Source organism: Listeria sp. MAN/IMW/UF555 (genome assembly GCF_058684075.1).
Genome location: NZ_JBZWZS010000003.1, coordinates 1 through 12,755 on the forward strand (window position 1 = coordinate 1; position 12,755 = coordinate 12,755).

Annotated in this window: 10 protein-coding genes; all 10 read right to left on the reverse strand. The window is 38.5% G+C overall.

Annotated elements, in window-relative coordinates:
* Window positions 1-407: 407 nt before the first annotated feature.
* The 10 genes from lysS to AC4PG8_RS09915 all read right to left on the reverse strand — a co-directional run bounded on the left by lysS (window position 408) and on the right by AC4PG8_RS09915 (window position 12,661).
* A complete protein-coding gene (gene lysS, locus AC4PG8_RS09870; RefSeq protein WP_492170306.1) occupies window positions 408-1,904 on the reverse strand; it encodes a lysine--tRNA ligase in 1,497 nt (498 codons plus the stop codon).
* A 114-nt stretch (window positions 1,905-2,018) separates the two neighbouring features.
* Window positions 2,019-3,014, reverse strand: coding sequence for a tRNA dihydrouridine synthase DusB (dusB, locus tag AC4PG8_RS09875; protein ID WP_010990300.1), 996 nt, complete (start codon window positions 3,012-3,014; stop codon window positions 2,019-2,021).
* A 75-nt stretch (window positions 3,015-3,089) separates the two neighbouring features.
* Window positions 3,090-3,569, reverse strand: a complete 480-nt coding sequence (gene folK / locus AC4PG8_RS09880; RefSeq protein ID WP_492170307.1) for a 2-amino-4-hydroxy-6-hydroxymethyldihydropteridine diphosphokinase — start codon at window positions 3,567-3,569, stop codon at window positions 3,090-3,092.
* Window positions 3,562-3,936, reverse strand: a complete 375-nt coding sequence (gene folB / locus AC4PG8_RS09885; RefSeq protein WP_003760053.1) for a dihydroneopterin aldolase — start codon at window positions 3,934-3,936, stop codon at window positions 3,562-3,564. The genes folK and folB overlap by 8 nt, the downstream gene beginning before the upstream one ends.
* A gap of 13 nt (window positions 3,937-3,949) precedes the next feature.
* Window positions 3,950-4,765, reverse strand: coding sequence for a dihydropteroate synthase (gene folP / locus AC4PG8_RS09890; protein WP_185513353.1), 816 nt, complete (start codon window positions 4,763-4,765; stop codon window positions 3,950-3,952).
* Window positions 4,766-5,458: 693 nt separating this feature from the next.
* Window positions 5,459-6,385: a cysteine synthase A gene (gene cysK / locus AC4PG8_RS09895; RefSeq protein WP_492170308.1), complete on the reverse strand. Its 927-nt coding sequence runs from the start codon at window positions 6,383-6,385 to the stop codon at window positions 5,459-5,461.
* Window positions 6,386-6,500: 115 nt separating this feature from the next.
* Window positions 6,501-7,385 (reverse strand): Hsp33 family molecular chaperone HslO, encoded by an 885-nt coding sequence (gene hslO / locus AC4PG8_RS09900; protein ID WP_003760045.1) that lies wholly within the window; start codon window positions 7,383-7,385, stop codon window positions 6,501-6,503.
* Between the two features lie 14 nt (window positions 7,386-7,399).
* The gene (locus tag AC4PG8_RS09905; RefSeq protein ID WP_003772472.1) at window positions 7,400-8,179 is read right to left on the reverse strand and encodes a type III pantothenate kinase; all 780 of its coding nucleotides are present in this window, start codon (window positions 8,177-8,179) and stop codon (window positions 7,400-7,402) included.
* Between the two features lie 115 nt (window positions 8,180-8,294).
* Window positions 8,295-10,367 (reverse strand): ATP-dependent zinc metalloprotease FtsH, encoded by a 2,073-nt coding sequence (gene ftsH, locus AC4PG8_RS09910; protein ID WP_492170309.1) that lies wholly within the window; start codon window positions 10,365-10,367, stop codon window positions 8,295-8,297.
* A 347-nt stretch (window positions 10,368-10,714) separates the two neighbouring features.
* The gene (locus AC4PG8_RS09915) at window positions 10,715-12,661 is read right to left on the reverse strand and encodes a bifunctional tRNA lysidine(34) synthetase TilS/hypoxanthine phosphoribosyltransferase HprT (RefSeq protein WP_492170310.1); all 1,947 of its coding nucleotides are present in this window, start codon (window positions 12,659-12,661) and stop codon (window positions 10,715-10,717) included.
* Between the last annotated feature and the right edge of the window lie 94 nt (window positions 12,662-12,755).

Consider the following 12,755-nt stretch of genomic DNA (forward strand, 5'->3'; position numbering starts at 1 on the left):
GATTCCTTGCGTCAAATTGACTTCGCTAGCAATTAAATCACTAGTTTGTTTTTGTTGAAAACAGCTTTCTGTTTTCTGCCCTGCGATTACCAGTGAGACTTTACGTCTCATTGCTTTTCGTCTTCTTCTTTGTTCAGTTTTCAAAGGTCACTTTTTCTTCGTTGCCGCGTTTAGCAGCAACTCTTATATCTTACTCTATCCAGTAGTTAAAGTCAAGAAGTTTTTTCAAAAAAATTTAATTTCCTGAAGAACATTTTGTCTTTGTTTAACTGGAACGTTTATAAATATATCATGTTTTTATAGGTATTGCAAGCATATTTTAAGAAAAAGTTTCTCTTTGGCAAATTTGTTTTTTTCTAAAAAAATAGCAAAATCCAGAACTGGTAAAATCAGCTCTGGATTCGTTGTTAATCGCGATGTTTCATTGTTGGGAATAATAATATATCCCGGATAGATGGAGCGTCTGTTAATAGCATTACTAGGCGATCTATACCTATACCTAGTCCACCTGTTGGCGGTAGACCATATTCTAATGCTTCAAGGAAATCTGCATCCATTCCGTGAGCCTCATCATTTCCTTGTTCGCGTTCTTTCATTTGTGCTTCAAAACGTTCTCTTTGATCAATTGGATCATTTAATTCTGAGAACGCATTAGCATGTTCACGACCGACGATGAATAATTCAAAACGATCAGTGAAACGCTCGTCTTCTTTGTTTTTCTTAGCTAAAGGAGAGATTTCCACTGGATGTCCATATACAAATGTCGGTTGAATTAGTTTCTCTTCTACGTATGTTTCAAAAAATTCATTAAGAATATGGCCATATGTCATGTGTTCTGTTACTGCTACATCATGTTTTTTAGCTAGTTCGTGTGCTTCTTCATCGGATGTTACATTCCAGAAATCCACACCTACATATTCTTTTACTGCGTCCGCCATGTGGATACGACGCCAATTCGGAGTTAAATCTACATCGTATTCGCCGTATGTTATTTTCGTTGTTCCCTTTACTTGTTCACATACTGTTGATACTAAGCCTTCCACTAAGTCCATAACATCTTCATAATCTTCATAAGCAGCGTATGATTCTAGCATAGTGAATTCAGGGTTATGGCGTGTGGAGGTTCCTTCATTTCGGAAAACACGGCCGATTTCATAGACTTTATCCATCCCGCCGACGATTAGGCGTTTCAGATGTAGTTCTAATGCGATTCGTAAGTATAATTCCATATCAAGAGCATTATGATGTGTAATAAATGGTTTTGCAGCAGCTCCTCCAGCAATGGTATGGAGTACTGGTGTTTCTACTTCTAAGAAACCTTGATTATCCATGTAATCACGAGTGTATTTCAAGATTTTACTACGCATAACAAAACGATTTTGACTTTCTTCATTTGTAATTAAGTCTAAATAACGTTGACGGTAGCGTTGTTCTACGTCTTTTAAACCGTGATATTTATCAGGAAGTGGGCGTAATGATTTAGAAAGCAAAGTGAACTCTGTTGCTTTTACGGATAACTCCCCTGTGTTAGTGCGGAAAATAGTTCCTTTTATACCAATAATGTCTCCTAAATCAGCTAATTTGAAAATTGCATAGGCATCTTCGCCAATAGCATCTTTACGAATGTAGATTTGTAATTGATGGAAACGGTCTTGAATATGCGTGAAACCTACTTTACCTTTGACACGCTTCGTCATGATTCGTCCTGCTACAGAAACTTCAATCGCAGCTTCTTCAAGGTCTTCTTTTGATTTATCAGCAAATTTTGTTTCAATTTCTTCCGGGCTGATGGAACGGATGAATTTCTCACCAAAAGGATCTATGCCTTCTTCGCGCAATGTGTCCACTTTTTCTCGACGGACGATGAGTTGGTCATTTAGTTCTTCATGATTCTCGTTACTCATATAGGTACACTCCTATTCTATTCATTTCTACAGATGTTTCCATTATACGCTTTTTTGGTCTTGTTTTTCTAGTATAAATTTAAAAATTGCCCCGAAATCTCGAGGCAACAATGATTAATCTTGTTTTGCTAATGCTTTTTCTTCGTATTGAAGAACAAATTCATTTAAAATTGCTTCCATTTCTGATTGTTTTGTCGCTTGGTTAGCAGCTACTTTTGCACGGGTACTACCGCGAGCTCCTTTTAAATAGTATGCTGCGTGTTGTCTAAATTCGCGTACAGCAATGTTTTCGCCTTTTAATTCGACTAAACGGTTTAAGTGAAGCATAGCTGTTTCCATTTTTTCGCGTGGTTCTGGTTCTGGTAGGAGTTCTCCTGTTTCCAAGAATTTCACTGTTCTGTAAATCATCCACGGGTTTCCTAGAGCAGCACGGCCAATCATTACGCCATCAGCTCCTGTATGTTCTAGGATTCGTTTGGCATCTTCAGGTGTTCTTACGTCACCATTTGCCATGAACGGGATTTTTAGCTCGCGTTTAACATCTCTAAGCACATCCCAGTTTGCACTACCTTCGTACATTTGGACACGAGTACGACCATGCATTGCAACAGCTGCAGCCCCTGCACGTTCAGCTGCGAGGGCGTTTTCGATAGCAAAGACATGTTCTTCGTCCCAACCAATACGCATTTTAACTGTTACAGGTTTATCAACAGCATCCACAACAGCAGCTACCATATCATAAACTTTATTTGGATCAAGTAACCATTTTGCTCCAGCTTCACATTTGATAATTTTGTTTACAGGGCAGCCCATATTAATATCAATAATATCTGCTGTAGTGTTTTCAGCCACAAATTTCGCAGCTTCTACAAGCGTTTCTTTCTCGCCACCAAAAATTTGTAAGCTCAGTGGTTTTTCTTTTTCATCAATATATAGCATATCAAGTGTTTTAGCATTACGGTATGCGATTCCTTTGTCACTAATCATTTCACAGCAAACTAGACCTGCTCCGAATTCTTTGACTGTTAGACGAAATGCGGAATTGGATATACCGGCCATTGGCGCCACAACTACTTGGTTTTTAATTTCTACGTTACCGATTTTAAACATTATTGGTAAACCCCTTCCTCTTAAATTGCGCTAGTGATATGTTATCATAATCAGTTTTTTCTGCAAGTGCCAATTTTACCAGTTCACTTGATTTTTTATTTTTCGAACGCCTTGTTCTTCTAAAATTGCTGGATTCTCTAAAAGATTGCTTTTTTCTGGTGAAATTTCTATTAAAGGTATCATTACAAAAGCACGTTCTTTCATATAAGGATGTGGGATTTTTAGCTTTTCTGTATCGATTTTAACATCGTCGTATAATAGAATATCAATATCGATTAAGCGCGGCCCCCATTTGAATAATCGAACTCGCCCCAATTCAAGTTCGAACGCAAGGCAAAAGTCTAGTAATTCATTTGGCGTAAAATCCGTTTCGACTTCCGCTGCGATATTTAAAAATGCTGCTTGATCTTCATAACCTACCGCATCTGTTTCATAAACGCTAGAAACATTAGTAATTTTGATTTTCTCAGAATCAGCTAGGCCTCTTAGTGCATCATTTAGATTATCTAAGCGTTCCCCGATGTTTGTACCAATCGACAAAAAAGCTTTAGCCATCTAAATCACTTCTCTTACGTTTAATTTCGACTGCAACAGAATCATAGTGACCTGGAATTGGCGGATTTGGTTTAATAAGTTTGACCGTAATCTCTTCTAAAAGCGGATAGTCTGTTAAAACTTCTGATGCGATTTTTTCAGCAAGGGCTTCAATTAGTTTAAACGGCGTACCTTCTACTATTCCTTTCACGGTTTCATAGACGTCCGCATAACTTACAGTGTCATCTACACTATCTGATTGACCTGCTTTTTTTGTAGAAAGTCCAAGGATTAGAGATACTCTAAATGTTTGACCTAATTTTGTTTCTTCTTGTAAAACTCCATGATAACCATAAAACGCTAATTCATTTAAATAAATTTTATCCAATCAAAGCACCTCTTTATAATTTTGTAATATCTAATTTACCAGTAATCGCATCTGTCATCCGTACCATGCGAGCTATCGGAAGCACATCATGTACACGAGTAATTGTACATCCTTTTGCAAATCCGTAAACTGTTGTTGCGCCAGTTCCTTCCATTCTATCTAGAGGAGTAGTTCCAAGCACCAAGCCAATAGTTGATTTTCGACTTGTTCCAAGCAGGACTTCATAGCCAAGTGCGACAATTTCATCAATACGGCGCAATACTTCTAAATTTTGAGCTGGTGTTTTAACGAATCCAAAGCCTGGATCTAAAATGATATGTTCATCTGGCACAGCTGCTGCTTTAGCGATTGCAACACTCTCTAATAAATCTTTCTTCACATCTTCTAAGAAATCTTGATATTGCGTATTTTCTCGGTTATGCATTAAACAAATCGGTATACCATACTTCGCTGCAACTTCAGCAATTTTCGGTTCTTTTTTCGCACCCCATTGATCATTTATCATGTCAGCTCCAGCTAAAACGGCTTGTTCCGCTACTTCCGCTCGCCAAGTATCAACTGAAATCCATATATTTGGAAGGGTTTCTCTAACAGCTTTAATAACCGGAATAATTCGTGCAAGTTCTTCTTCTGGTGTAACTTCCGAAAAACCTGGTCGAGTAGAAATTCCACCAACGTCGATAATTCCCGCTCCATCTTTCGCCATTTGCACAGCTCGAGCTACAGCTTCTTCTACTTGCATATATTTTCCGCCGTCTGAAAAAGAGTCTGGCGTAACATTCAATATTCCCATGACCATACCTAGGTGATCCCTTTTCCACTTCTTCAAGCACCAACACCTCTTTCCGAGATTTATTATAGCAGAATTCAGTGATTTTAGCGCACAAAAAAACCGATGCGGAAAAGGGAGTAAACCGCATCGGTCAAAAAAAGGGAGTTTAGGGTTTTCATTCTAATAGGGGGGAGAAGAATGAAAATGTTTTGCTTGTTGTTAGCTTATGAATATATATTAACCAAGTTTTTGGTGGATACACTGTGATTTTTGTTAAAGTTTCATGAGATTTCTCGGTTTTTCTTTTCATTTTTTGCATTAAAAAACCAGTGTGGAAAAAGGGAGTAAACCACACTGGTCAAAAAGGGAGTTTAGGAATTTCATTCTAAAAAGGGGAAAGAATGAATTGTTTTGCTTGTTGTTAGCTTATGACTATATATTAACCAAGTTTTCGGTGGATACACTGTGATTTTTGTTAAAGTTTCATGAGATTTCTCGGTTTTTCTTTTCATTTTTTGCATTAAAAAACCAGTGTGGAAAAAGGGAGTAAACCACACTGGTCAAAAAGGGAGTTTGGGATTTCCATTCTAAAAGGGGAAAGAATGAAAATGTTTTGTTGTTGTTAGCTTATAAATACATTTTAACTAGAAAAAGAAAATTTCCGCTGTGCATTTGATTAGAAAATAGTAAGAAATACATTTATTTCTTATCATAAAAAAAGAACCTAGAAAATCTAGGCTCTCTGGATTACTAAGCTTCAAAATTATAAAGCGGTGTGCTTAAGTAGCGTTCGCCGTTACTTGCCACGATTGCGAGTACTTTTTTACCAGCACCAAGTTCTTTTGCAAGGTCTAGAGCAGCTTTAATAGTTGCTCCGGAAGAAATACCTACTAGGATACCTTCTTTTTTCGCTACTTCGCGTGCTGTTTCAAGCGCATCTTCACTTGAAACTTTCAAAATGCCATCATAAACTTTTGTATCTAATGTATCTGGTACAAAACCAGCTCCGATACCTTGGATTTTATGAGGCGATGGAGAACCACCGCTAAGTACTGGGGATTCTTCTGGTTCAAGAGCATAGATTTTAACATCTGGGTAGTTCTTTTTAAGTACGTGTCCTACACCAGTTACTGTTCCGCCTGTTCCTACTCCTGCGATGAAAGCATCTAAGCCATCTTTACCGAAAGCTTCAACGATTTCTGGTCCAGTTGTTTCTTCATGGACAGCTGGGTTTGCTGGATTGTGGAATTGTTGAGGAACGAAATAATTATTTTCTTTTGCAAGTTCTTCTGCTTTAGCAATTGCGCCTTTCATGCCATCTGGCCCTGGAGTTAACACTAATTTCGCACCATAAGCTTGAAGTAATTTACGACGTTCTATACTCATTGTTTCTGGCATTACGAAGATTGCTTGGTAACCTTTTGCTGCTGCTACCATTGCTAGTCCGATACCAGTGTTACCACTAGTTGGTTCGATAATTGTATCTCCTGGTTTTAATGCACCTGATTTTTCAGCGCTTTCAATCATCGCATTAGCAATACGATCTTTTACGCTACCACCCGGATTTTGGAATTCTAATTTCACATATACGTCGGCGCTACCTGCTTCTGGTAAACGATTAAGTTTCACAATAGGTGTCTTTCCAATTAAATCAGTGATCGAATTTACAATTGTCATTTTTAAAGCACTCCTATCTTTTTTAGGTCTTTCATATAGTTTAATTAATTCCGACCTATTTTGTCAAGTTTAATCACTTTTAAAAAAAGAGCACCCAGTCAGGCGCTCTTTTTCATCATTTCGCTTCTTCGTATAGTTTTTCTAATTCTTCTTCTGAGAAATCGTAGGTGTTACGGCAAAAATGACATTCTGCTTCGGCACCGTGATCTTCTTCTATCATCGAACGTATTTCTTCTTTTCCAAGTGAAATAATCGCACTGCCAAAACGTTCTTTGGAACAATTACATTCAAATGCTACAGGGATTTTTTCTAAAATTTGCAGTTTATCTTCACCGCCTGCGAGTTTAGCTAGAATGGTTTCTGGTGTTTCTCCGGCTTCAATCATTCTTGAAACTGTGGGTAATGTAGAGAGATTTTTTTCAATTTCATCAATGATTTCGTCTGTTGCACCTGGAAGAAGTTGCAGCATGAAACCTCCTGCTGCTTCGATTGTATCATCTGGATTAACAAGAACTCCAACGCCTACTGATGAATTGATTTGTTCAGACGTCGCTAAATAGTAAGTAAAGTCTTCGCCAATTTCACCTGAAACGATTGGTGTTTGACCAGTGAAATTTTCTCCAAAGCCTAAATCTTTTACTACTGAAAGCATGCCGGATGTTCCAACACCGCGGCGGACGTCTAGTTTTCCAGCTTCATTTAGTTCGCTGAAGTGGACGTGTGGATTTGTTACGTAACCTCTAATTTGACCTTGTGCGTTACTATCAGCTACGATTGGACCGATTGGGCCGTCGCCTTCGATTTTCACGGTTATTTTTTGGTCTTCTTTTTGCATTGCTCCAAGGAAAAGTGTTCCAGTCATCGTTCTACCAAGTGCGGCAGAGGAAACTGACCATGTATCATGTCTTCTTTGTGCTTCCTTGATTGTTTCTGTTGTTACTGCTGCGTATACGCGCGCCATGCCATCGTAGGCTAACGCTTTAACTAAATAATCGCTCATTATATAAAACTCCTTTATTTTTCTGTGGTTGGCTTGTTTCTTCTATAGAGAAGTTCCAAACCTTTTAATGTTAAAAATGGATCTAAAATGTCTACTGCGGAAGATTTTTCTGTTATCATCCGAGCTAGCCCGCCAGTCGCTACTACAACCGGACTTGTATTAGATTGCTTTTTCATTTCTGCGATAATTCCTTCGCATTGACCGATGAAACCGTAAAAAATACCCGCTTGCATCGATGCCACGGTAGATTTACCAATAATTTGGCTTGATTCTGCAATGTCTACCCGCGGAAGTTTTGCGGCACGATTGTATAGGGCTTCGGTCGAAATCATAATACCGGGAGCAATTGCGCCTCCTTGGTAGACTCCAGCCTCGTCAATATAGCAAAAAGTGGTTGCAGTTCCAAAATCAACTACAATTACCGGAGTTCCGTACTCTTCTGAAGCAGCGACAGCATTTACGATTCGATCAGAACCAATTTCCCTAGGGTTATCGACTTTTAGATTTAAGCCTGTTTTTATTCCTGGACCAACGATTAGCGGTCGAATATTGAAATAGCGTACACACATTGTTTCCATTGCGTGCATGATTGGTGGAACGACGGACGAAATAATAATTCCTTGAATATCAGAAGGCGTTAAATTTGCATACGAAAAAAAGTTCAAGACTGTCATTCCTAATTCATCGGAAGTACGATGACGATCAGTTGTCATCCGCCAATGTCTTAGAAGTTTCTGTTCTTTATAAACTCCGACAGTACAGTTAGTATTTCCCACGTCTATTACAAGTATCATAAGTTTAAATACCGTCCTTTAGAAGATTTTTCTAACGTATCATAACATGTTTTACTTAAAAATCCGAATAATATAGCTTCAAAAAAGAGACTGGGAAAGCCCAGCCTCTTTGATCTTATTCGTCTTTTTTATCGTTTGGAGTTTGCTCAATGTTTGGAGCATCTTCCGAAGTTACTTCTTTTGGTTCATCTTGTGTTTCTTCGACTTTTTCTTCTTTCAAGTCTTCTTTTTCTTCTTCAAAAGATTTACCTGCTACTTCTTCGTCTTTTTCAGAAGGATATTCTGCTTCTACGTCAATCGTATCGATATCTGGAGGCATTACACCGTCATCAAATAGGGAACGAATTTGGCGAGCATCTAATGTTTCTACTTTTAGTAATGTTTCCGCGATAAGTTTATGTTGCTCTTGGTGTTCTGTAATGATTGTTTTAGCGCGGTCATAACAGTAGCGGATTAAGCTTTGAACTTCTGTATCAATTTCGTAGGCGATTTTATCGGAATATCCTTTATCGCTACCAAAATCGCGGCCCATAAATACTTGACCGTTACCAGAAGTGAATTGAAGTGGTCCAATCTTGTCACTCATACCCCATTCAGTTACCATGCGGCGAGCGAGTTCAGTTGCACGTTCAAAGTCGTTACTTGCACCAGTTGTTACTTCACCAAAAGTAACTTCTTCGGCTACGCGTCCACCAAGTAAACCAGTAATACGGTCCATTAACTCAGCTTTCGTCATTAGGAAGCGATCTTCTTTTGGTAACATTACGGCATAACCACCAGCTTGTCCACGAGGAACAATGGTAACTTTATGCACAACTTCCGCTTCATCAAGTACCATTCCGACGATAACGTGACCACCTTCATGATAGGCAACTGTGCGGCGTTCTTTTTCAGAGATAACTCGATTTTTCTTAGCCGGTCCAGCAATTACGCGGTCACTAGCTTCATCGAGGTCACTCATGTCTATTTCTTTCTTATCGGAACGAGCGGCAACAAGTGCAGCTTCATTCAGTAAGTTTTCTAAATCGGCACCAGAGAACCCTGGTGTACGTTGAGCGATTGCTTTTAAATCAACACTTTTAGCAAGTGGTTTGTTACGAGCATGAACACGAAGTACTGCTTCACGGCCTTTTACGTCTGGACGATCAACCATAATTTGACGGTCAAAACGACCTGGACGAAGAAGTGCTGGGTCAAGTACGTCTGCACGGTTAGTTGCTGCAATAATGATGATACCTTCATTGCCGCCGAAACCATCCATTTCAACTAGTAATTGGTTTAGGGTTTGTTCACGTTCATCGTGACCGCCGCCCATTCCTGCTCCACGTTGACGACCAACTGCATCAATTTCATCAATGAAAATGATACATGGCGCATTTTTCTTCGCATTTTCGAATAAATCACGGACACGGCTTGCACCGACACCGACAAACATTTCTACAAAGTCTGAACCTGAGATTGAGAAGAATGGCACGCCTGCTTCACCGGCAACTGCACGAGCTAGCAAGGTTTTACCAGTACCCGGAGGCCCTACTAAAAGGACACCTTTTGGAATACGAGCGCCAAGTTCCGCAAATTTACGCGGATCTTTTAGGAATTCTACTACTTCAACAAGTTCTTGTTTTTCCTCGTCTGCTCCAGCTACATCTGTGAAGCGAACTTTCTTCTTGTCGTCGTTGTAAAGTTTGGCTTTACTTTTACCAAAGCTCATAACTTTACCGCCGCCACCACCTTGAGACTGGCTCATTAGGAAGAAGAAGAGGATGAAGATAATTACAAAAGGTACAATAGAAGTTAGGAATGTAACCCAACCGCTGTTTTGTTTGGCAGGTACTACATTCATTTTCACGTCTTCACTTTTGATTGTTTTTTGTAAATCGTCAAGTGAAGTATCGCTATTTAAAGCGTATGTTGTGAAAGCAGTGCTGCTTGTTTTACTTTGGCCAAGACCGGTTTTTTTGTCGTCGGAGCTTTTATCGCTTGATTTAAATTCTCCTTCGATTGTATAAACACTGCGGTCTGGCTGTATTTCTACGGATTTAACTTTACCATCTTCTAATTTACTCACAAATTCTGAATAGCTAATATCTTTGGCTGCCTCTTTATTTGAATTAAATGAAGCAACAATCCCGATAATAACAAGGAATATTATGACATAAAATATCGCATTTCTAAAAAACCTGTTCATTCCTTACCTCCTCCCACGTAAGAGCTTGGATTCTTACTTTCTCTGGACTTTTACCCCTTTAAAAGTTGTTTTTTACTAATAGCAGATTGAGAAACAATGTTTTCTTCCCCTGATTATTAAAAACATATCCGTTTCGCTTTTTCTCTCACGAAGTTATTCTATTATTAATTTAGATTTTTTAATATTTATTGATACAATTTTCACCTTCGAAAACTAAGACTAATGATAGCATACCGAATCTAGATTGCCCACTATTTTGCATGTTTGCCAGCAATTTTTTTCTTTTTGTTTTCGAAAAAGGTATCTATTACATTTTAACAAAAAATAGTTCTGTTTGTTAATTATTTTCACTCGCTATAAATTTCTGGTTTTAAAATACCGATATATGGTAGATTGCGGTAACGTTCAGCATAGTCTAGGCCATATCCAACTACAAATTCATTAGGTACAACAAACCCTACATAGTCAGCTTCAATTGCCACATTTCTTCCAGCTGGTTTATCAAGCAAAGTAACCAGTTTAACTGATTTTGCTTTGCGATATTTGATTAGGTCTACTAGGTAACTAAGTGTACGACCGCTATCAATAATATCTTCAATTATAAGTACATCGCGACCTTCTACTGAAGCATTCAGGTCTTTAATAATTTTCACTTCACCCGATGATACTGTACCATTTCCGTAACTGGAAACATCCATGAAGTCCATCTCTAAGTATGTGTCTATTCTTTTAAGTAAATCAGTCATAAAAGGGGTTGCGCCTTTTAACACGCCTACCACTAATGGGTTACGTCCTTCATATTCCACTGTCAACTCACGACCAAGTTCACGAATTTTCTCTTGTAATTCGTCCTCCGATATCAGTACTTTCTGAATATCATTATGCATGCTCTCGTTTCCTCCTATATTTCGAGTGTACCTAATAATGTATTGCTTTTTGCTACGACTAAATTCTCGGTCATATACAGACTTTTTCACGCCGGGCACCCAAAGGATTTTTCCAGTATAGTCTGTAATTACGGGTAAATTGTCGCGTTCTTGCCTTGGTATTTTGGCATCGATGAAAATATCTTTTAGTTTTTTACTACCTGCTTGTCCTTTCATCGTCATTCTGTCGCCGTTCACACGGTTTCGGACGATTAATGGAAGTGTGATGTCTTCTGCATCCAGTAGCATTCCATTTAGCCCATTTGTTTGAACAACAGAACTTTTTAACTTTAAACGGATGCTTGCTTTATTGTCTAATTCAATGCGGTCATTTAGTTCTAATTGATGATAAAACTCAGGAGGAGCATGTCTTTCTCCAAATTGAAAATGGAGTTCGTTGTATGATCTTATAACAGTGAGTTTTTTTGGTAAATCAATAGAGCTTGATGGATTTTCGCTTTGAATCATCTGGATAATCTGGTAGATGTGATTGACTGTAATAACACGGCCATCATCATTGTACAGATACATCAATAGTAAATGAATTGCGCGACGTTGTAAAGGATTCGCTTCATTTTTAAAGTCACTGAGTAAAAGTGTTGATTGTTTGCCGTTTTGAATGAGATTTTTCTTTAATAAATTGCTCGCTAACTCTTCTAAAAACTGAAAATCTTCGCTTGTTTCTTCGGAAAATCTTTTGAAGTGATCATAAACGGCGGGATTTTCTTTAGATAGAAAGGGCAGCAGCTGTGTACGATAACGATTTCTAGTGTATTCTTGGCTGGTATTTGATTCATCGATTTCATATGGCAAAGTGTGTTTGTTTGCGTATTCGATGATTTCGGCTTTTGTAATTGGTAAGAAAGGGCGAATGGCATAACCGCCTTTCACTTCACGTTTTGGTTGTATGCCTGACCAACCGATACTAGAACTACCACGAACTAACCTCATGAGAATTGTCTCGATTTGATCATCCGCGTGATGCGCAAGTACAAGTTTATTTATATTGTTCTCGGCCATTACTTTTTCAAAGAAGTCATATCTGACAATGCGGGCTGTTTCTTCAATGCCTTTTTGCAGCTTCTCCGCGCGTTTTTTTACATCTACTTCTTCTATAAAAAATGGAATACCCCGCTCTTCGCAAAAAGTCTGAACGGCGAGTTTCTCTTTTTCTGCATTTTCTCGTAAATGGTGATTTAGATGAGCAACGGCGATAGCTTCTTTTGGAACTAACTTAGCTGACCATAAAAAATGGAGCAACGCAAAAGAATCCGGCCCACCAGAAACTGCCACAAGCAATTTATCATCGGATCGGATTAAGTCATGTTTCTCGATATATTTATGTATTCGTTTTTTGGTGTCATCCATTCAAGAAACCCTTCCTTCGAAATTCGGCTCTCACATTTTATCAAAAAGTGCACCGTATTATGATCCAATACGGTGCATCCTTCTATACTTTACA